We start from the raw sequence: 20,679 nt of genomic DNA on the forward strand, positions 1-20,679 counted from the left end.
TGAACACGTGCTCTTGGTTCTTCGCCGCCCTTAACGGCAAAGCCTAACTAGCGCGTTTTCCCTGTTCCAAACGGATGCTTGAAACGCTGGTAGTGACTTACCAGCTGGCCTTCTTAACGCCGGGAAGCTCGCCCTTGAGTGCAAGCTCGCGGAAGCAGACACGGCACAGGCCGAACTTGCGGTACACAGAGTGCGGACGGCCGCAGCGCTGGCAGCGCGTGTACTCACGAGTAGAGAACTTCTGCTTGCGATTGCACTTGACGATCATCGATGTCTTAGCCACTTATATCCTCCTCACATAGAGTATTGTTCGCCCCAAACGCCGCCCCCTTGTGGGAACGGCGCTTATAGGGCAGGTGAACCTATTTCTTGAACGGGAAACCGAAGGCGTCCAGAAGGGCCTTGGCCTCCTCATCGGTGTTGGCGGTGGTCACGAAAGTGATGTCCATACCACGCTGGTGATCGACGGAATCGAAGTCGATCTCGGGGAAGATGAGCTGCTCGGTGACGCCCATGGAGAAGTTACCACGGCCGTCGAAGCTCTTGGCGGAGATGCCGCGGAAGTCGCGGATACGGGGGATCGCGACGGAGGTCAGACGATCGAAGAACTCCCACATACGGTCGCCACGCAGGGTAACCTTGCAGCCGATCGGCATACCAGCGCGCAGGCGGAAGGTAGCGATGGACTTGCGGGCACGGGTGATCATCGGCTGCTGGCCGGTGATGGCGCGCAGGTCGCGCACGGCACCGTCGATGGCCTTGGAATCGGTAGCGGCCTCGCCGACACCCATGTTCACGACGATCTTCTCAAACTTGGGGATCATCATGACGTTCTCGTACTGGAACTTGTCCTGAAGCTGCTGCTTGACCTCGTTGTTGTACTTGGTCTTCAGACGCGGCACATACTTCTCTTCTGCCATTGTTCACTCCTTCTTGGGGTTTTAAGCACGGGGCGTGGCCACGGTGGGTTGTCCTCGTGCCTCCTGACTGCATCCGTGCCGCTCATGGCATTTTGCGGTTTGGACTCGACGCAGCAGGAGCCGACAAAACAATCGGTACTATACGCGCATCGGGAGCGTATTTCCAGAAAAACCTCGTCTGCCTGCACAACTCCACAACTCCCCCGCACATATCGATCCCTAGGGGACGGAGGAAAATGGCAGTTGCGGTGAAATAGGGACCGTTTGACGGCTTAACAGGCTTAAACAGTCCGCATTTCACCGCAACTCATATATGGGGATGCGATTAGCGCTTGCGGGGGACGAGCTTGGTGCGGCGCAGGTGAATCATCTCGGCAGCGATGGAGATGGCGATCTCCTCGGGGTCCTCGGCCTCGATGGCGACACCGATCGGCAGGTGCAGTCCGTCAATCTGCTCCTGCGTAAAGCCCTCCTGCTCCAGGCGGGCGCGCACAAAGGCCGTCTTGCGGCGCGAACCCAGGCAACCCAGATAGGTAGGCTTGGCACGCATGGCCTGAATCACCACGTCGATATCGGACTTGTGACCTGCTGTGGCGACGACCACTAGGTCACGCGGGCCGATGGGGCACTGCTTGCTCAGGTTCTTGTAGTCGACCAGACGACGGTCGTAGACACCGGGCACCCATTCGGGCGTCAACGTGCCCGGGCGATCGTCGCAGGCCACGACGGCAAAGCCCGCCGCCGTGAGCACCCGCGCCGTCGCAGCACCCACGTGTCCGCAGCCAAAGATATAGGTCAGGCCCTCGGGGCAGAGCGTCTCGATGTGCGCGGGAGGAATCTCAGAGGCGGCGTTGGTGTAGGTGACCCTACTCCCCTCCTCCACCAGCGAAAGCTCGGGGCAGCCCATTATGGTGCGGCGCGACTCCTCGCCATGGTACTTGGCCACATCGCCCTCGAGCGCGCTCGCGATAAACGGCTCAAAGTCGATGACGAAGTCGCCGATGCGTCGATACGCCAAGACGTCGGCAATCGACTGGAACAACGGCGCCTGCGATACATCCAGGTGCAGATAGCACAGGCAGATGGCTCCGCCGCAGATCATGCCGGTATCGGAGTTCTCGCCGCCCATGGTGTAGCGGACCAGACGCGATTGCCCTGCGCCCAGCAGCTCGCGCGCCTCGTCCAGCGCAAAGAGCTCAATCTTGCCGCCGCCGATGGTGCCCGCTTGGCTGCCATCGGCAAAGACGGCCATCCAGGCGCCCACGCCGCGCGGCGATGACCCCGCCGTGCCGGCCACGACCACGAGCTCGCACGTCTCGCCAGCACGCAGGGCGGCAAGCGCCGCATTCACCACATCGAGCTTTTCCATTGCCGCCTTCTATCCTCTAAAGACATCGGTGAGCATAGCGAGTGCCTCGAGCACGCCGCCGCCGACCGACGTCGCCTTGTCCGAAATATAGTTGATATAGCTGGCATCGCCGCGCGGATCGACGTCGGCGCATTTAAAGCCCTCAGTCACCTGCACGCCGTTCGCCAAAAGCCCGCGCAGACAGCCATCGATCTGCGTGACCATGGGAGTATCACCCGCATACCCGATCACGTCTCCGGCGCTCACGATGTCGCCGATGGTGCGGTCGGACCGAAACATGCCGGCGGCGGGGCTGTGGATAACGCGCTCCTTGCCATAGCCGGCGATCATGCCCGGCACGCCCGTGTTGGGCTGGGGCGAACCTTGGGTAATGACACGGCCGAGAAAATGCCCGCGCATGGTCTCGACCACGGCGTCGCAGTCAACCGGCGCGGTAAAGCCCGGCCCCACGGCGATGACGGCAGGCGCCATGTCGCGCGTGGTGCCCAAGTTGCGCTTAGCCAAAATCGCGTCGACCACAGCCGCGGGTTTCAACTCGCCGAGCATCTTGGCCTGGGGGTCCACTACAACGGCGACGTCTCCAGCCTTGGTAATCGCAAGCGCCTCAGCCGGCGTCTGTGCCAAGCGAGCGCGAATGCCTTCGACCTCGACCTCGCCCAGGCGAATGACCTCGCAAAAACAGATTGTGCGACGGATGCACGTGGGAACCGCGATATCGGCCATAACGACCGACACGCCGGAGCGCACCAAGCGAGCGGCGACGCCCGTGGCGATATCGCCGGCGCCGCGAACATAAACGAGCATTCCCGGGGCACCTCCCTGTGCTACGGTTTGAGCAGAGCAAAAGCGGTTCGACCGCTACTCTGATGATTATTTATTATCACAGTATTATACGGCGGTGAACAGATGGAAACGACGAGCGGAAACCTTGCCTCCGCGCTCAAGATCGAGCCGGGCATTACCGCAATTATCGGCAGTGGCGGTAAGTCGACCTTGCTAAAGACGCTGGGTCTCGAGCTCATGCGCGCTGGCGGCCGCGTGCTCCTCTGCACCACCACGCACATGTTTCCCGTCGCCGGCGTGCCATGGGACGGGTCGAGCCGTCGCCTGGACGCCGCGCCTTGGAAGCCGGGGATCCCGCATGTTCCCGGCTGCACCTGCGAGGCATGCGCGGGACTTGTCCGCGGAAGCATCTGCCAGGCGGGTGTTTTGGACCCGGAGACAGGCAAGCTCTCCGCCCCCGCTGAGCCGCTCGACCAGCTGGCGCAGCGCTTTGACTATGTGTTGGCCGAGGCAGATGGCAGCAAGCGACTCCCGCTCAAGGCGCATGCCGCCTGGGAGCCGGTAATTCCCGCCGCCACGGCAAACGTTGTCTGGGTCGTCGGCGCCTCGGGGCTGGGCAGGCCCGTCGCCGAGGTTGTCCACCGCCCCGAGCTCTTCTGCGAGCGCTGCGGCTGCGAGCCTACCGACATCGCCACGCCCGAGCGCGTCGCCCAGGTGCTCAATGCCGAGATGCAGGCGCTGGGACTCAGCACCGCACGCGTCATGCTCAACCAAGCCGACACGCTTGCCGACCCAACAATGGCAGATCGCTTCGAGGCAGCCCTCAACCGCCCCCTCATCGCCACCAGCCTCCAGGGGTAGCAAATTTGGGACGGGGCTCTTTTTGCTACCCCGTCCCGAAAAATCATCTCCCAAATTAGCTACCCCGGCGGTCTTCCTGTTAGCGGGGCACGTAGCGGCCGGGTTGGGCTCCGGTGGGCTCGCCGTCGCGTGCCGCCAGCACGCCGTTCACAAACACGGCCTTGGCGCGGCCATGTGCCTCAAAGCCCTCGAGCGGCGTGTAGTCCACGGCCTGATGCTGCGTCGCGGCGCTAATCGTCCAGCGCGCCTTGGGATCCCACACGCACACGTCGGCATCGGAGCCCTCGGCAAGACAGCCCTTGCGCGGATACATGCCAAAGACGCGCGCCGGGTTCTCGCTCATCAAGCGGCACAGATCCTCGGGGCCCAGCTGTCCCTCAAAACTCGTAGCGATCGCGACGGGGCGATGCTCCACACCGGGCCCGCCGTTGGGAATCGCGCGGAAGTCATCGCGCCCGCGGTCCTTTTGCCCGTGCAGGTTAAAGCTGCAGTGGTCGGTCGCAATCGTATCGATCTCGCCGGCCACAAGCGCCTCGCGCAGTGCCGCATGGTCGCCGGCATGGCGCAGCGGCGGGCTCATCACATACTTGGCGCCCGCAAAGCCGTCCTCGCCCTGCTCCAAGTAGCGCGTATCGTCGAGCATCAGATATTGAGGACAGGTCTCGACATAGATGTTCTTCTGCCCGCGCGCTTTGGCAGCGCGAATGGCCTCGAGCCCCAACTTGGTCGAAAGGTGTACCACGTTGACCGGTGCGTCGCCGGCCAGGTGTGCCAGATACAGCAGACGGCTCACGGCCTCGGCCTCGCACACATCCGGACGGCTGAGCGCATGGCCCTCGGGCCCGTGGATACCCTGCTCAAACACGCGCTTCTGCAGCTCATTCACCAGCGTACCGTTCTCGCAATGCACGCACAGTATGCCGCCAATACGCTTGAGTTCCTCCAGCACCTCGAGCGTCTCGGCATCGTCCAGGCGCAGATGATCGTAGGCAAAGTAGGTCTTGAACGACGATACGCCCGCCTCGCGCATGGCCGAGAGGTCGGCGCGGTTGCGCTCGTTCCACTCGGCGAGTGCCATATGAAAGGCGTAGTTGGCCGTGCAGGTTCCGTCGGCGCGGCGATGCCACTCGGCCAAGGCATCGGGCATGGTCACGCCGCGATCGGCCGTCGCGTAGTCCACGATGGTCGTCGTACCGCCGCAGGCAGCCGCACGCGTACCGGTCTCAAAGCTATCGGCCGTCCAATCCATGCCGGTCCAGCACTGCATGTGCGTGTGGCCGTCGATAAAGCCCGGGAACACCCAGCAGCCCGCGGCATCCTCGACGGTATCGCCCTCGGCCGGCTCAATCGCCGCGGCAATCCGCACGATCTTATCGCCATCCATGGCAAGATCGGCGCGGCGAAGCCCCTGGGGCGTCACGAGCGCGCCGTTTTTGATGATGATCATAATTGCTCCTTATTAATTGATGCAGTTGGCCACGCGATCAAAATACGAGCAGGCGGCGATATGCTCCGTTATGCGTCGCTGTCCCTTGACGGTATCGACGTCCCACAGCTCGTAGGCACGCGCCTCGACCAGCACCACGTCGGTACGGTCCTTGAGGATCGAACCGCCGCCGTCCTTACCCTCAAGACACATAAGTGCATCGAACAGTTCCGCCGGAAAGAGCACCGGGCTCGAAGGCTCACCGTTGCACGCAAGACGCACCGGATACTTGCGGCCACGCTCATCAAACGCGCGAACCATGGCCTCAAAAGAATCCGAACTCACGAGCGGCTGGTCGCCCGGCAAAAAGAGGCAACCCTTCCAGCCGCGGCTCGCCCCCCACGAAAGGCCCGCACGGACGCTTTCGCTTCTGAGCTTGCCATCGTGCAGCACACACGGGCAATGCTTGTCCTCGCAAATCTGGGCGACCTCGGGCCAACGCGTCGAAACCACGACGTCAAAGCCCCGGGGAACCGAATCGATGGTCCGGGCAATCAGCGGCTTGCCATAGATATCGGCGAGCATCTTGTTAGAGCCAAACCGCTTGCCCTCGCCCGAAGCCATAATGACGCAACCAAGTTTCATGGCGATACCTCCCCTGAAACCATCGTACCCATAACTCGCGTCGCGGGGCATCTACATCGAAAGCGCTTATCCCGCACGCCCACGATGCAAAAAGGGGCACCCCGCCGGTTGGCAGAGCGCCCCCTTTACATGGCTTACCTCAGCCCAGCTTTAGGCCTGGAACCAACGGTCGGTGTTGCGCTCGTCGAGGGCCTTAAGGGTAGCGGCGGGATCGGCAACCTTCTGCAGGAACATCATGGCTGCGATGGCGTACGGCTTGTAGCTGGCCTCCTTGTACATGCCCACACGATGCATGTCAAAGACGTCGGCGTTGACCTCGCCGTGCTCGCAGGAGACACCGGAGATGTCGGCGGGCAGCGGATGCATAAAGATGGTGTCCTGGCCGTTGGCGGTCTTCTCCATGAGCTCGGTCGTGGAGCACCAATCCTGATGCGTAGCGTTCTGAGCGAGCAGCTCCTTCTCGAGCGCAGCGATGCCGGCGTCGTCGCCCTCGGCGTACAGGTTGGTACGCTTCTCCATGGCGGCAAACGGAGCCCAGCTCTTGGGGATCACGATGTCGGCGCCCTCGAAGGCCTCAGCCATGGTGTTGACCTGCTTAAAGGTGGTGCCGGACTCGGCGGCATAGCCCTTGGCACGCTCGACGACCTCGGGCATGAGGTCGTAGCCCTCGGGGTGGGCCAGGGTGACGTCCATGCCAAAGCGGGGCAGCAGGCTGATCAGCGACTGCGGGCAGGACAGCGGCTTGCCGTAAGAGGGCGAATAGGCCCAGGTGACGGCAACCTTCTTGCCCTTGAGGTTCTCAAGACCGCCAAACTCGTTGATGAGGTAGAGCATGTCGGCAGAGGACTGCGTGGGGTGATCGGAGTCGGACTGCAGGGAGATGAGCGTGGGACGGTGATCCAGAACGCCGTCCTCGTAGGCCTGCTGGACAGACTCGGAGACCTCGGCCATGTAGGCGTCGCCCTTGCCGATGTACATGTCGTCACGGATGCCGATGACGTCGGCCATGAAGGAGATCATGGTAGCGGTCTCGCGGACAGTCTCGCCGTGGGCGATCTGGGACTTCTTCTCGTCCAGGTCCTGCAGCTCAAGGCCGAGCAGGTTGGCGGCCTTAGAGAAGGAGAAGCGCGTACGGGTGGAGTTGTCGCGGAACAGCGAGACGGCCAGGCCCGAATCGAAGATCTTGGACGAGACGTTGTTCTCGCGCAGCTCGCGCAGGGCGTCGGCGACGATGTAGAGAGCCTTGAGCTCATCGGTGGTCTTGTCCCAGGTGTGCAGGAAGTCGCTGCCGTACATACCCTTAAAATCGAGGCCGTTCAGCTGCTCGACGAGCTCGGTAAACTTAGCGTCCATGTAAATATCCTTTCCATAGATGAAACGATCGCAATGAGTAGACGTGCTCCGGCATGCGCGTGTGGCTAGAACATGCAGAGCACTATGACAAGGACCCGCCACCGTTGAGGAAGCATGGGAGATAACGACCGCGGGTCCCGAGTCAACAGGGGGTGCCGGGGACACGAGCGGCCCCCGGCTCAACAAGATCGAGGAATGGGACTAATCGATCTTGTTGTTGGTCAGACCGGCACGGAACACGGTGGCGTCGCCATCGGCCTGGCTCGGATCGTAGAGGTTCAGGGCAGCCACGTACATGGCGGCAGCGGTGACCAGGTCGTCCTTGTAGGTGACCTCGTTGGGAGCGTGAGCCTGAGACTCGGCACCCGGGCCAAAGCCCACGCAGGGGATGCCGTAGCGGCCCTGGATGGAGACGCAGTTCGTGGAGAAGGTCCACTTGTCGCACAGCGGGCGACCGGTGCGCTTGTCCATGCTGGGCTCGCAGCCGATGCGCTCGTCACCAAACATGGCCTTGTGGGCGTCGACGAGGGCCTTGACGTGCGGAGCGGTCTCCTTGTTGATCCACGTGGGGAAGTAAGCCTCGGTCTCGTAGACCTCGCCGGTCCAGGACGGACGGTCGTACATGTACATGGAGACCTTCACGTCGTCGCCGTACTTCTTGGCTGCCGGCAGGTTGCGGATCTCGTCCAGGCAGGACTCCCAGGTCTCGCCGGCGGTCATGCGACGGTCGATGGAGATGGCGCAGGAGTCAGCGACAGCGCAGCGGCTGGGGCTGGTGTAGAAGATCTGGCTGACGGTGCAGGTGCCGCGGCCCAGGAAGCGGGCGTCCTCGAAGTGCTCGGGGTTGTACTTGGGGTCGAGCATCTTGACGAGGCCCTTGATGTCGGTCGACTCGTCGCAGCCGTTGTTGTTGAGGGCGCGGACGTCGGCGATGATGTCGGCCATCTTGTAGATGGCGTTGTCGCCGCGGTCGGGAGCGGAGCCGTGGCAGGAGGTGCCGTGAACGTCGACGCGGATCTCCATGCGGCCGCGGTGACCGCGATAGATGCCGCCGTCGGTGGGCTCGGTGGAAATGACGAACTCGGGCTTAATGCCGTCCTTGTTGTAGATGTACTGCCAGCACATGCCGTCGCAGTCCTCTTCCTGGACGGTGCCGACGACCATGATCTTGTAGCCCTCGGGGATGAGGCCCATGTCCTTCATCATCTTGGCAGCATAGGTAGCAGAAGCCATGCCGCCCTCCTGGTCGGAGCCGCCGCGGCCGTAGATGATCTCGTCGGTTTCGTAGCCCTCATAGGGATCGGCATCCCAGTTCTCGATGTTGCCGATGCCGACGGTGTCGATGTGGGAGTCGATGGCGATGATCTTGTCGCCCTCGCCCATAAAGCCCATAACGTTGCCCAGGCCGTCGACCTTGACCTCGTCATAGCCAAGGCTCTCCATCTCGGCCTTGATGCAGGCAACAACCTCACCCTCCTCGCAGGACTCAGAGGGATGGCTAATCATTGCGCGAAGAAAACGCGTCATATCAGCACGGTGGGACTCAGCAGCAGCCTTGATAGCGTCGAAATCGAGTTCTTTAGTCATTGTTCATAACCTTTCAAACGAAGGAATCTACCTGTGAGGTGGCAGAGCGATACCTATTTACTCCGCCCAGTATTAGCAAGTCGGATATTCGCCTTCCCAAACAATGCGGCGATACTGGTCGGGGTCCGTGTCACCTTCCGTGGAGAAGCAGAGCACGGAGCTCGTCTTGTCCAGGCCGATGAGCTCCTTGAGCTCGGCGTACTCGGGATCGAGCATGAGGGTCTCGACCAGGCCGGTGGTCACAGCGCCGGACTCGCCGGAGATGACGCGCGGGTCGCCCTTCTCGGGAGCGCCCAGGGTGCGCATGCCGCGAGCGGTGACCCAGTCGGGGCAGGACACGAAGGCGGTGGTGTGGTTGCGCAGGATATCCCAGCCAAGGATGTTGGGCTCGCCGCAGCACAGGCCGGCCATGATGGAGGGCATGTCGCCGTCCACGATGCGCGGATCGCCGTCGCCGGCGGCAGCGCCCTTGTACAGGCAGGCGGCCGGAGCGCACTCAACCACGACGAAGGTGGGCGGGTTATCGGGATACAGGTTGGTGAAGTAGCCCACCACGGCGCCGGCGAGCGAGCCTACGCCAGCCTGGACAAAGACGTGCGTCGGGCGGTTGATGGCCATCTCGCGCAGCTGCTCGGCAGCCTCGGAAGCCATGGTGCCGTAGCCCTCCATGATCCAGGACGGGATCTTCTCGTAGCCCTCCCAGGCGGTATCCTGAACGATGACGCCGCGCTCGCAGGCGTCGGCCTCGGCGGCGGCCATGCGCACGCACTCGTCGTAGTTGACCTCTTCGATGGTCACCGTGGCGCCCTCGGCGGCGATGTTATCGAAGCGGGGCTTGGTGGAACCCTTGGGCATGTGCACGACAGCCTTCTGGCCCAGCTTGTTGGCAGCCCATGCCACGCCACGGCCATGGTTGCCATCGGTAGCGGTAAAGAAGGTGGCCTGGCCAAAGTCCTTGGCAAGCTGATCGGAGGTCAGGTAATCGAAGGTGCACTCGGCAACGTCCTTGCCGGTCTCGTCGGCAATGTAGTTGGCCATGGCAAACGAGCCGCCCAGAACCTTAAAGGCGTTGAGGCCAAAGCGATAGCTCTCGTCCTTAACGCACAGGTTGGACAGGCCCAGGCGCGCGGCCTGGCCGTCCAGGCGGGCAAGCGGAGTAACGGTGTACTGGGGGAACGACTGGTGGAAGGCGCGGGCCTTCTTCACGTGGTCGAGGCTCATGATTCCCAAGTGCTTGTCATCGCTCTTGGGCATCGTGTTGCCCGCCCACTGGATCTTATCGGCCATACGGTGAACTCCTTAAGTTCTCTCTTGCCGGCCCCCGCATACGCGTTTCAGCCCGATCCCATTCACACGGCTGAACTTTTATGTGGATGCCAAACAAAAAGTTTGTTAGCACTGTTCTATCACACTTTTTGATTGGAAAACCTAACAAATTGTTTGTTGCCGTAATCGGTACCTTTTCGCCGCCGAACGGTCACATAACACAGCGACGATTTCGTTATTTGCGAACAAGTGGGGTTTATGGCACAGTGAGCCCAAACTAATTTTTAGGAAGGCACCCATGACCCCCGCACAGATTGAGTTCTACAAGCGCCTTGCACACGGCCTGGCGCTCCAATTTGGCCCCAACTGCGAAGTCGTCGTCCACGATCTGGAGACCGAGGACGTGGACCACTCCATCGTGGTGATCGAAAACGGCCACGTCAGCGGGCGCAAACTGGGTGACGGCCCCAGCCATATTGTGTTTGAGTCCATGCACGAGGGCACCACCGACGTGCACGACCGCGAGCCGTACCTCACCAAAACCACCGACGGCAAGCTGCTCAAGTCCTCGACCATCTTTATCCGCAACGACGAGGGCAAGCCCGTCGGCATTTTGGGCATCAACTTTGACATTACGCTTATGAAGGCTTTTGAGCGTTCGCTCGACGCCTTTACCGGCACCGGCGGCACGGGCTATACCGAGCCCGAGCCCATTACCAAGAACATCGGTGACCTGCTCGAGGACCTGCTGCACGAGTGCGAGCAGTTTGTGGGCAAGCCCGCGGCACTTATGACCAAAGATGAGCGCATTCGCGCCATCGGCTACCTCGACCGTCGCGGCGCCTTCCTCATTTCCAAGTCGAGCGAGCGCGCCTGCGAGTTCTTTGGCATCTCCAAATACAGCTTCTATAGCTACCTCAATGAGGCCAAGGCGGCAGCAGGCGACAAGTAGGCACTCACCTGGATTGCCCCTCCCCTTTTGGGCGCGAGTTCTGGAAAGCATGAATCCAAGACCGAGCCGCTTGGGAAGTTCCATATAATCGATGTCATTAGTATTTCGAAAGGGTGGAACAGAATGGCGTTGAGCAAGGCATCGTGCACCGGTCGCGGATTAATTCCGGCAATTGGTGGACATGTGCACCGCATGTTCGATGAGGGTGAAGACGACTTGTTTTCGCTGAGCCTTGACGACGTGATGGATGATCGCCCGTGGACCGCCGACGAACTCATGGGCGGCGGGGCTCGCCCGTCAAGCCCCAATCCCGCACTTGCGCCTAAGCCCGCATCTGCGCCGGCTCCTGCGCAGTCGCCTGTTTCGACGCCCGCGTCTGCGCCCACACCCACTTCGGCGCCCACGCCCACTCCCCGCCCCGCAAGCGACCCGTCCGAGACGGCGGCGTTTCTCGCTGCAGCGACGCAGAGCAAATCGCCCGACAGCACCGTTATGTACAGCGCCCGGCAGTTGCCTGTTCCTGCGGCACGCAAGCCTCCGGTCACAAGGCTCGATGAGCCCGTTGCCCATCAGGTTGCCTACGATTCCTGGGCTGCAGCCGATCTGGATGAGACCTCTACCGGCATGCCGGCGCTCGACGTTCCAGTTAACCCGCTTTTTGCCGCCAACACGAGCGCCGCGGGCTATGAGGGCGGTGCGGCATATTCCGATTATTCCGATGGCTATGCTGACGCCGGTCGCATCGAGACCGAGGATTATGGCACCACATCGAGCGATTATCTCAACGATCCGTACGCCGCCACGCCTGCACCGGAATATGACCCGGAGGCCGCGTCCGCACCGGCGTATACCAAAAGCACGGGCGAAGAGCGCTTCGCCGATTATTACGCCGAGGAAAAGGCGCTGCGTTTTTCGGAATTTCCGCAGGCAGTCAAGGTTGCCTTTATCGCCATTGTCATTGCCCTGCTCGGTGTCATTGCGTTTGAGGGATTCCGGCTGTTCTCCGGCCCCACCCAAGCGGAGTCGGAGACCCAGCAAAAAGAGAACGATGACGAGTAGCGAGGGTTAAGGGAGGGCCGGAAGAGCCGGCGGCATGTTACGGCTCCAAAAGCCCTGCCATAAAGATGGGCAGATACAGCACGTCACCATCGCGGTGAAGATTACATTCCGCAAGTACCAGGGCGCGATCGATTCCGTAGCCCTTCGTCGCGAGCGCGTTGTCGAGCGCCGCATGGGACTTAAAGCTCTTGCCCGACTTGACCTCGATGGCAAGGACCTCCCCATCGAGCGTCTCCTCCACAAAATCGAGCTCGCCGACTTTTTTAGACGTAAAGTAGCGCAATCTGAATCCGTGGGCTTTGAGCTCTTGGGCAACGAAGCCCTCAAACGCCGCCCCCATGTTCATGCCAAAGGCGTCTTCCGCCTCCCCATCAAAAACGCCTTGGGCGACCCTTTTGGAATACGACGACATGAGCATTCCGGTGTCCAAGTAAAACAGCTTGAACAGATTTCGTTGCTCCCCCAATAAAAGGGGTGCCACGGGCGCCGTTACGTTATACACGGGAAGCGCGACACCCGCCTCCGATAGCCAGAGAAAATGATCTGTCACCTGCGAAAAACGTTTGACACCGTTAATCGATGACAGTTTGAATCGCTTGTTTTTGGAGCCGGCCTCGCTGGGAATCAGATCATAGATATCGCGAATAACCAAGCGTAGCTCAGGCGGAGCGTACTTTGCGATGTCATCGCGATACAGGGCGTGAAGATCGCGGTGGATGTTTCGAACCTCGTCGACATTGCGCGTCGCCAAGAAGGAATTGACCGCGTCGGGCATGCCCCCCACCACCACATACTGATGGAACAGATTGAGCAAGCGGTCATACAGATAGCCGGGGAGCTCCTTTTCGTCCTTTAGACAACCCCTGAGCATGTCAAACGCTCCGGCAGCAACGCCGCTTGCCCAGCAGAACTCCTCAAAGTCGAGCGGGTACATCTGGACCTGCTCGACATACCCCACCGGCAGGGAATCGATGCCCTCGAGCTCAACGCCAAGGAGCGATCCGGTAAGGATGTATCGAAAGTCGCCGCGCTGGACCAGGTATTTGATAAACGTCACTACGTTGGGGCATCGCTGCACCTCGTCGATAACCACAACGGTCTTGTTCGCAACCATCGGCTGCGTTGCAGCAATAGACATGCGCATAAGCAGGTCATCCGCGCTTTTTGCCGCCAAAAACGAATCGCGCACGGACGCGTCGGCGATAAGGTCGAACGTCACGACATTTTCGAACGATTCGCTTGCAAAGACGTTGACCAAATATGACTTTCCTACCTGTCGGGCGCCCTTGACCAAAAGAGCCTTGTTAGGCGACGAGGCAAGCCAAGATTCAAACTGTGCTTTCGCTTTTCTCTGTAGCATAAGCGTACCCCTTATTACGTGCTGTTTTAGCACTAGGATACACTTTTCCGTGGTTGCTAGATGCTCATTTCGACACTTTTTCGAGATTTTGAAGTGTGTATTACGACACTTTTCCGTACTTTTACACGGGATATTTCGACACTTTTTCGGATTTAAGCCTAACAGCAGCCGGCGAAATCAAGCGCCGTCTGCACATCATTTCGCAGGCGGCGCTTGATTTGTGTCCGCGCGCGCTGATAGACTCCATCGTGCCAGCAAGGAGCGGGCGCGTTTTATCCAGAGTCGGGGTAGAGAGTTGGCTCCACGATCCCGACGCCAACCGGCCAAGAGGCACGGTGGCCCTGCCAACACCGATGAAAGGAGTCCGTATGGACAATTTCTCTGTGCGCAGCGAGCGCAACTTCCACAACCTGGCAGCCAAGCCAAAACGAATGCATCCACTGGACAAGCCGAGCGGCTATGCCTCGGCCATGGTCAAGAGCAGTCTCCCCCACCAGATGCGCTTTACCGTGCAGGTGCTCGAGGAAGAGCTCTGCACCGCCGGCGACCCGCACGTACTGCAGATCAAGCTGCTTGGAGACAACTCGCGCGAGCCGTCGAGTTGGGAGTTATTTGCTGATGGCGCATGCGTTGCGGACGGATCCGGCGCCTTTGCCCGCGAGTGTTTCTGCGAGGGAGCCGAGGTGTTCCTGAACCTGTGCCGCGACGCCGTGCGCGCGGCCGAGCTGCGCCAGTGGAGTCAAAGGGAGTACGAGCTACTGAGTGCCGCGCGCGGAATTGCAGGGGTGTAGGCAGACAGACCAGACAGCTCGTCATACTGGTTGACGCTTCGATTCAAACAGCAGGGCGAAGTCGCGCTTACAATCCCGCCATGCCAAACCGAATGGCGTTCTCAAAAGGTCTACCTCCCCTCCGCCTTCAGCTTTAGCAGCAGGTCGCCCAGCTCGGGGCACTTGCTGGAAAGGCGCGTCTGAGCTCGCTCGCCCATCCCCCACCGTTGACGGACCTCCTGGGCGCGCGGGCTCACGCGGTAGTCCCCGTCCATCATCTGCTTGAGCAGCTTGGCGGTCACGCGCGCATCGGCTAGGGCGCTGTGGGCGTGACCCGTCGACTCGTCGAACTCGATGCCAAACCACGTCGCTGCGTCACTCAAAGAGACGCACCCGTGGCTGCTCATGTCCATGATCGAGGTGTAAAACGCCTGCAGGTCGGCCCAGTCCGTAGGAAATGCGGAAAGATCGATGTGCTTTGCTTGGCACTCGATCAAAAGCTGTCGACGATCCGCCCCGCTCCAACAGACCACCTGGGCGGAGTGGCGCCCGATCAAATCGCTGAGCCTTTTGATCACCATGTAGAGCGGATCGGCCATCGCGGTGCCCACGGCCGATATCCCTGTGAGCTCGCGGACGGGGAACGCAACGCCTTCGGTAAATTCCGTCTGTACAAACTGCGAGAACTCGCCCATAACGTTGCCGTGGTAATCGAGCTTGACGGCGCCGGCCTCGATAATCTCATTGCACAGTCCACGGCGCTGACGCTGCTTTGGCACCGGCGCAAACTCAAAGTCCAGCACGATCTGGCGCGCAAAGTTCGTCGTATCGATAGCCGAGACACCCGGCATCTTTTCAGCTGACACGGTTAGGGCCTTTCTCCGCCAACTGCCGCTTGCTACATAAACGGCTACATTGCCGTAAGGATAGGCGCCTGTGCGGACATGAAATGACCGATCTGATTGATTTCGTGAAGCTCCTGACCGCTTTGGTCTCGCTCCTCACGGCGCTTATCGGGCTTACCGAGGCACTCAAGCAGCGTGCGAAGCATAAAAAGAGGGATCGACGCCGCTAAGGCATTGACCCCTTAAACTAAGTAACGGCGCTGCCCAGCTCTTCACCACTTGGGCTGCCGTCGACTTTATTCTACCCACGGACGCCAGGTCTAACAAATGGTTTTTCGGTAACGAAATCTCGGCGCCCGCTGCGGTGCCATTGGGGATTATGGGATGCGCTTTCCGCTCGAGGCCTCAACCGGAAACGGCATCCCGGTCTGAAGGTCAAATCCGGGGAGCAGCTTCCGCCTGAAGACCGATTCGGAAAGGGTATCCCGTTCTGGAGCCAAAAACTGGGTCGTAGTTTCCGCCAAGCATGCCATCCGGAAAGCGCGTCCCGTTCTGAGCCTGAATTCTGGGATGAACTTTCCACTGAAGCATCTACTGGAAAATGTATCCCGTTCCGAGGCTTAATTCTGGGATGCACTTTCCGCGGAGAGACTACCATTTTTCTAAAAAGTACACGTCCTGAAACTTACCCAGTCTTCATAACTCGCTACCGTTCACGGTCGCCGATTACCGCCCACCGATTCGGATGTAAAAAAGTCGCCGAAAACAGGCCATCTACCTGCATGGTTAGATTTTGGTCAGCTTTTGGTCAGCTGAGCGGCAAGTTGCGGCTGATACGTTTTTGCTACCCAAAAGGAGGCGGTAGCTCATGACCCATTGCAATGACCAACTCATCGACCAGCTGCTCACTCAAGCCGAACAAGAGGGGCGCTGTCTGATTCCCCCGAGCACGGCAATCCGCAAAGCGCTCCTTCGGCGCACCGGCGGCACGGTTGTCTCGCCCATGCCGGGGCTGTTTGCGCGAAAAACGCGCTGGGATGGACTCAACCGGGCGCAGCGTCATTGCGAGATTATTCGCGCCCTTGCGATCATCCACCCTGATTGGACGTTCTGCTCGTTTTCGGCCGCCTGTCTGCTGGGGCTCGAGGTCTCGTGGCGGCACCTGAACGTTGTGCATGTCTGCAGCTCGACAAAGCCGTCGGCTCGTCCGGGCGCGCATATTCAGCGGCACCAGATTGAGCCGGCGGGAGCAATCCGTCTATCCGGCATATCGGTAACGCCGCCCATCCAAACGGTTACAGATTGCCTGTTGCAGACCGGTTTTGCCGACGGCATGCCCATTGCCGATTCGGCGATCTCAAAGCTTGGTCTAACGCGAGAGCAGCTGATGGAGGACGTCGAGCAACGAGCGACTGCCCGCAATGGTCGCGCGATTCGCACCGCCCTCACAACGATTCGATATGCCGACGCCCGCGCCGAGAGCGGCGGGGAATCGGTCGCCCGAGCCGTCATGATCGAGACGGGCTTTGCGCCCGACTGGCTTCAATACGAGCTGACGGACCCCTTCGATTCGGCCAAGCCCATACGAACGGACTTTGCCTGGGAGCGCCAGGCGCGGGAACTCACGCTGGGCGAGCTCGACGGGCTCATCAAATATACCGACCAGACCATGCTGGCCGGACGCACCACCGCCGAGGCGCTCGTTGCCGAACGACAGCGCGAGGCGCACCTATCGCTTTACGGTCATCCCTTGCTGCGCTTTACCATGAACGAAGTCCGTTCGGCAGGCATGCTCGCGAAAAAGCTGCAGACGGCAGGCATCCGGCAGACCGCGCTGCCGTCGTGGCTCAACGATATTGAGCTGTAGGGGCTACTGAGCTTATGCCCGCCTGCCTACCAAACCGGGACACACTTTCCAGTTGAAGCTCCAACCGGAAAGTGTGTCCCACTCTGGAGCCGAATTCCGGGATGCGCTTTCCGCCAGAGGCTCTACCGGAAAGCGCATCCCATTCTGAGCATCGATTCTGGGATGTAATTTCCGCCGAGGGCTCCAAGGGGAAAGCGCGTCCCGTTCTGAGCGCTCATTCCGGGACACAGTTTCCGCTTCAAACAAAAGGCCCCGGCTCGCGATGGAGCCGGGGCCAAAGATGCAGCATATGCAGTTGGTGTTGAGCGCGAACAGCCCGTCAGTAATGGCTGTCCGCGCCCTACTCTACCCGCGGTGACGGGCGCGGCTGTACGGCGTATCCACCATGGGCAGATCCGGACGCAGCTTGCCGTCGAATGCGCGGTAGGCGTTCTGCACGGCGGGCGCCGTGGGGATCGTTGCGATCTCGCCGATGCCCTTACCGCCGTATGCCACGGGCAACAGCTCGTCCTTCTCCACGTAAATGGCGTGGATATCCGGAATCTCGGGCGCACGGAACAGCCCGAGCGTACCGTACCTTGCCTGGGGCACGCAGTCCTTGAGCGGCCAGTCCTCGGTGAGCGCATAACCCATACCCATGAGCACGCCGCCTTCAATCTGACCTTGGATCGAGATGGGGTTGACCACCTTGCCGGAATCGTGCGCGGCATAGACCTCGCTCACGCGGCCGTCATCGTCCAGAATGACCACGTGCGTGGCAAAGCCGTAGCAGATGTGGCTCTTGGGATTGGGGACGTCGGCGCCCAGTTTGTCGGTCGGCTCCAGATACACGTAGCCAAACTCGCATCCCTCGAGCGCCTTGATGGCGGCCGCGGGATCCTGAGGATGCATGCCCTGGCCGGCGACGAGCTCCTGTGTGCGTAGCTGATAGGCGCGACCGTCGTCGTACTCGATCTTGACGCCGTCACCATGGGCGCTCACCGGGGCGGTAGGCGCAGGCTTGCCGGCCTCGATGCCAACCATGGCATCGCGCAGCAGGAAGGCGGCACCGCGCACGGCCTCGCCGGTCACGACCGTCTGACGCGAGCCAGACGTGGTGCCGGAGTCGGGAGCGTTCTCGGTGGAGCACTCGCCGTTGGCAATGCAGCTCAGCGGCAGGCCGCATGCCTCGGCAACGTCCTGCAAAAAGACGGTGTTACAGCCCTGGCCGATGTCGGACGTGGCGGCATAGACCACGGCCACGCCGTTCTCGACGCGAATCTTGCAGCGGCCGGCATCGGGCAGGCCCACGCCCACGCCGGCGTTCTTCATGGCGCAGGCAATACCGGCGTGTCCGGGATGCGCATAGTAGGCATCCTTGACCTCGAGCAGCGTCTCCTTAAGCGCCGTGGAGCAGTCGGCAATCTGGCCGTTGGGCAAAACCTCGCCCGGCTCGATGGCGTTTCTATAACGAATCTCCCACGGGTCCAGACCGACCTTCTCGGCCAGCAGGTCGATCAGGCTCTCGAGCGCAAACTCGGACTGGCACACGCCAAAGCCGCGGTACGCGCCGGCGGGCGGGTTGTTGGTGTAGTAGCCAAAGCCGCGGATGTCGGTGTTCTGGTACTTGTAGGGGCCGACGGCATGCGTGCAGGCGCGCTCGAGCACCGGGCCGCACAGCGACGCGTAGGCGCCGGTGTCAAAGTTGATCTCGCAGTCCAGACCGGTAAAGTTGCCTTCGGCGTCGCAACCCAGCGTAAAGGTGCCGTCCATGGCATGGCGCTTGGGATGGAACGCGAGCGACTCGGCACGCGTGAGTTTGCACTTTACAGGACGCTGGAATTTATAGGCAGCGAGCGCGGCCAGGTGCTGGATGGACACGTCCTCTTTGCCGCCAAAGCCGCCACCCACGAGCATGGTCTCGACGACCACGCGCTCGGGTTCGTTATCCCAGCCAAACATGTGGGCACACTCTTTGCGCGTATCGTAGGCGCCCTGGTCGGTCGACTGCACCTTGACGCCGTTCTTGTACGGGAAGGCGACGGCGCACTCGGGCTCCAAGAAGGCATGTTCGGTAAAAGGCGTGGTAAAGCGCTGCGTCACGGTGAACGCGCTCTCCGCCAGCGCCTTGGCGGCGTCGCCGCGCGTCACATGGCGGCTCTGGCACACGTTGTCCTTGAGCTCCACCGTGTTGCCAAAGGCAAAGAAGCTGTCGTGCAGGCGCGGCGCGTCGGCGGCCTTGGCCTCGGCGATGTTGCGCACGGGCTCCAGCGGCTCGTAATCGATCTTTACGAGCTTCTTGGCCTTCTCGAGCGTCGCCTCGTCCTCGGCAACCACCAGCACGATGGCATCGCCCACGCAGCGGGTGATATCGCCCGCCGCGATCATGACGTCCCAGTCCTGGATAAGGTGGCCGACCTGGTTGACCGGCACGTCCTCGGCGCGCAGGATGCCCACCACACCGGGCAGGGCCTCGGCCTTGGAGGTATCGATGGAGAGCACGCGGGCGCGCGGATACTTGGAGCGCACGGCGCTGGCGTAGGTCAGACCCGGCTGATCGAGCTCGTCGATGTCGTCGGGATACTTGCCCTCGCCGAGCACCTTTTTACGCACGTCGATGCGGAAGGCGCGCTTGCCCACGCCGTAGTCGTCGCCGCGCTCCAGGTCCTCGTCGATCTGCTTTTCGCCGCGGAGCACCGCAGCGGCCAGCGAAATGCCCTCGATAATCTTCTTGTAGCCGGTGCAGCGGCAGACGTTGCCGCGGATGGCGTACTTGATCTGCTCCTCGGTGGGCTCGGGGTCCTCGGCGATGAGCGCCGCGCCCGCCATGACCATACCGGGGATGCAAAAACCGCACTGCACGGCACCCACGGCACCAAAGGCGTACACAAAGGCCTCGCGCACGTCCTCGGGCAGGCCCTCGACAGTCACGATGTTGCGACCGGCGGCAAGAGCAGTGGTCAGTACGCACGCCTTGACGGCCGCGCCGTCCACATGGATAGTGCAGGTGCCGCAGGCGCCCTCGGAGCAGCCGTCCTTGGCGGAATGGATGTGCAGGTCGTCGCGCAGGTAGCGCAGCAGCGGCTTGTTCTGAGTCGTTGTGCGCTCCACGCCGTTAACGGTAAAAGTGAATTCCTGTGCCATGGTGATTCCCTTCTACACGCCGGCGGCGATGCCGGTGCGGTCGTGAATGGCGCCATGCGGGCAGACGACGGCGCACATGCCGCACGACAGGCAGTCCGCGCCGTCGATATGGGCGCAGTTGTCCTCGATGCGGATAGCGCCTGCAGGGCACTTTTTGGCGCACATGCCGCAACCGATGCAGCTCGTGTCGCAGATCTTGCGCGCAATGGCACCCTTATCGGTGTTGTTGCAGCGCACCAGGATGTTCTGGTAGCCGGGAACGAAGGCAATCACGCGCTGCGGGCATGCCATGCCGCACAGGCCACAGCCCGTGCACTTGGAGCGGTCCACGCGGGCGATGCCGTCGACCAGCGCAATGGCACCGTGGGGGCAGGCCGTGACGCAGGCGCCACAGCCAATGCAGCCTTCGCTGCAGTGGGCATCGCCGCCTGCGGAAGCACAGCCGCTTCCGCAGGCAACGTAGGCCACGTTATGTTGAATGGATTTGGCCATA

The 20,679-nt window shown here is 61.3% G+C and carries 19 protein-coding genes and 1 riboswitch; of the genes, 6 read left to right on the top strand and 13 right to left on the bottom strand.

Annotated elements, in window-relative coordinates:
* Positions 1 to 97: 97 nt before the first annotated feature.
* The 4 genes from DWX63_RS05840 to yqeB form a co-directional block, all read right to left on the bottom strand.
* Positions 98 to 283: a type Z 30S ribosomal protein S14 gene (locus DWX63_RS05840; protein ID WP_022094280.1), complete on the bottom strand. Its 186-nt coding sequence runs from the start codon at positions 281 to 283 to the stop codon at positions 98 to 100.
* A gap of 79 nt (positions 284 to 362) precedes the next feature.
* Positions 363 to 920 carry a 50S ribosomal protein L5 gene (gene rplE, locus DWX63_RS05845; protein WP_006235260.1) on the bottom strand — a complete coding sequence of 186 codons (558 nt, stop codon included), beginning with the start codon at positions 918 to 920 and terminating at the stop codon, positions 363 to 365.
* A 325-nt stretch (positions 921 to 1,245) separates the two neighbouring features.
* The gene (locus DWX63_RS05850; RefSeq protein WP_117778528.1) at positions 1,246 to 2,289 is read right to left on the bottom strand and encodes an XdhC family protein; all 1,044 of its coding nucleotides are present in this window, start codon (positions 2,287 to 2,289) and stop codon (positions 1,246 to 1,248) included.
* A gap of 9 nt (positions 2,290 to 2,298) precedes the next feature.
* Positions 2,299 to 3,093: a selenium-dependent molybdenum cofactor biosynthesis protein YqeB gene (yqeB, locus tag DWX63_RS05855; protein ID WP_117843098.1), complete on the bottom strand. Its 795-nt coding sequence runs from the start codon at positions 3,091 to 3,093 to the stop codon at positions 2,299 to 2,301.
* Positions 3,094 to 3,195: 102 nt separating this feature from the next.
* On the opposite strand from yqeB, the gene yqeC reads away from it, so the two are divergent.
* Positions 3,196 to 3,933 carry a selenium cofactor biosynthesis protein YqeC gene (gene yqeC / locus DWX63_RS05860; protein WP_117843099.1) on the top strand — a complete coding sequence of 246 codons (738 nt, stop codon included), beginning with the start codon at positions 3,196 to 3,198 and terminating at the stop codon, positions 3,931 to 3,933.
* Between the two features lie 79 nt (positions 3,934 to 4,012).
* Here the strand turns inward: yqeC and hydA are convergent, their stop codons facing one another.
* From hydA to dpaL, 5 genes are all read right to left on the bottom strand, one after another.
* The gene (gene hydA / locus DWX63_RS05865) at positions 4,013 to 5,380 is read right to left on the bottom strand and encodes a dihydropyrimidinase (RefSeq protein WP_117843100.1); all 1,368 of its coding nucleotides are present in this window, start codon (positions 5,378 to 5,380) and stop codon (positions 4,013 to 4,015) included.
* 12 nt (positions 5,381 to 5,392) lie between these two features.
* A complete protein-coding gene (locus DWX63_RS05870; RefSeq protein ID WP_118266256.1) occupies positions 5,393 to 6,004 on the bottom strand; it encodes a nucleotidyltransferase family protein in 612 nt (203 codons plus the stop codon).
* Positions 6,005 to 6,154: 150 nt separating this feature from the next.
* Positions 6,155 to 7,357 carry a knotted carbamoyltransferase YgeW gene (gene ygeW / locus DWX63_RS05875; protein WP_117843102.1) on the bottom strand — a complete coding sequence of 401 codons (1,203 nt, stop codon included), beginning with the start codon at positions 7,355 to 7,357 and terminating at the stop codon, positions 6,155 to 6,157.
* A 201-nt stretch (positions 7,358 to 7,558) separates the two neighbouring features.
* Positions 7,559 to 8,944 (bottom strand): YgeY family selenium metabolism-linked hydrolase, encoded by a 1,386-nt coding sequence (locus DWX63_RS05880; protein WP_099432046.1) that lies wholly within the window; start codon positions 8,942 to 8,944, stop codon positions 7,559 to 7,561.
* 72 nt (positions 8,945 to 9,016) lie between these two features.
* Positions 9,017 to 10,231, bottom strand: coding sequence for a diaminopropionate ammonia-lyase (gene dpaL, locus DWX63_RS05885; protein WP_055252227.1), 1,215 nt, complete (start codon positions 10,229 to 10,231; stop codon positions 9,017 to 9,019).
* A 277-nt stretch (positions 10,232 to 10,508) separates the two neighbouring features.
* Between dpaL and DWX63_RS05890 the strand changes: the two genes are divergently transcribed.
* Positions 10,509 to 11,162 (top strand): transcriptional regulator, encoded by a 654-nt coding sequence (locus DWX63_RS05890; protein WP_022094290.1) that lies wholly within the window; start codon positions 10,509 to 10,511, stop codon positions 11,160 to 11,162.
* A gap of 123 nt (positions 11,163 to 11,285) precedes the next feature.
* Entirely contained in the window at positions 11,286 to 12,221 is a 936-nt protein-coding gene (locus DWX63_RS11395) for a hypothetical protein (protein WP_199411113.1), read from the top strand.
* A 37-nt stretch (positions 12,222 to 12,258) separates the two neighbouring features.
* Here DWX63_RS11395 and DWX63_RS05900 read toward each other — a convergent pair whose 3' ends face one another.
* On the bottom strand, positions 12,259 to 13,581 hold the full coding sequence (locus DWX63_RS05900) for an ATP-binding protein (protein WP_117843103.1): 1,323 nt from the start codon (positions 13,579 to 13,581) through the stop codon (positions 12,259 to 12,261).
* Between the two features lie 269 nt (positions 13,582 to 13,850).
* A riboswitch (SAM riboswitch) is annotated at positions 13,851 to 13,941 on the top strand.
* 8 nt (positions 13,942 to 13,949) lie between these two features.
* Here DWX63_RS05900 and DWX63_RS05905 point away from each other — a divergent pair.
* Entirely contained in the window at positions 13,950 to 14,372 is a 423-nt protein-coding gene (locus tag DWX63_RS05905) for a hypothetical protein (RefSeq protein WP_117843104.1), read from the top strand.
* Positions 14,373 to 14,482: 110 nt separating this feature from the next.
* On the opposite strand, the gene DWX63_RS05910 is transcribed toward DWX63_RS05905, so the two are convergent.
* Positions 14,483 to 15,217 (bottom strand): 3'-5' exonuclease, encoded by a 735-nt coding sequence (locus DWX63_RS05910; RefSeq protein WP_147336063.1) that lies wholly within the window; start codon positions 15,215 to 15,217, stop codon positions 14,483 to 14,485.
* Positions 15,218 to 15,300: 83 nt separating this feature from the next.
* On the opposite strand from DWX63_RS05910, the gene DWX63_RS11610 reads away from it, so the two are divergent.
* Both DWX63_RS11610 and DWX63_RS05915 read left to right on the top strand, forming a co-directional pair.
* Positions 15,301 to 15,426, top strand: a complete 126-nt coding sequence (locus DWX63_RS11610; RefSeq protein WP_255413237.1) for a hypothetical protein — start codon at positions 15,301 to 15,303, stop codon at positions 15,424 to 15,426.
* A 638-nt stretch (positions 15,427 to 16,064) separates the two neighbouring features.
* On the top strand, positions 16,065 to 17,063 hold the full coding sequence (locus DWX63_RS05915) for a hypothetical protein (RefSeq protein WP_117843106.1): 999 nt from the start codon (positions 16,065 to 16,067) through the stop codon (positions 17,061 to 17,063).
* Between the two features lie 345 nt (positions 17,064 to 17,408).
* Here DWX63_RS05915 and xdh read toward each other — a convergent pair whose 3' ends face one another.
* Together xdh and DWX63_RS05925 are read right to left on the bottom strand one after the other, a co-directional pair.
* Positions 17,409 to 20,186 (bottom strand): selenium-dependent xanthine dehydrogenase, encoded by a 2,778-nt coding sequence (xdh, locus tag DWX63_RS05920; protein ID WP_117843107.1) that lies wholly within the window; start codon positions 20,184 to 20,186, stop codon positions 17,409 to 17,411.
* Between the two features lie 12 nt (positions 20,187 to 20,198).
* Positions 20,199 to 20,678, bottom strand: a complete 480-nt coding sequence (locus tag DWX63_RS05925) for a 4Fe-4S binding protein (RefSeq protein ID WP_117655021.1) — start codon at positions 20,676 to 20,678, stop codon at positions 20,199 to 20,201.
* Between the last annotated feature and the right edge of the window lies 1 nt (position 20,679).

This window comes from Collinsella sp. AF20-14LB (genome assembly GCF_003459505.1).
In the GTDB taxonomy this organism is placed as follows: Bacteria; Actinomycetota; Coriobacteriia; order Coriobacteriales; family Coriobacteriaceae; genus Collinsella.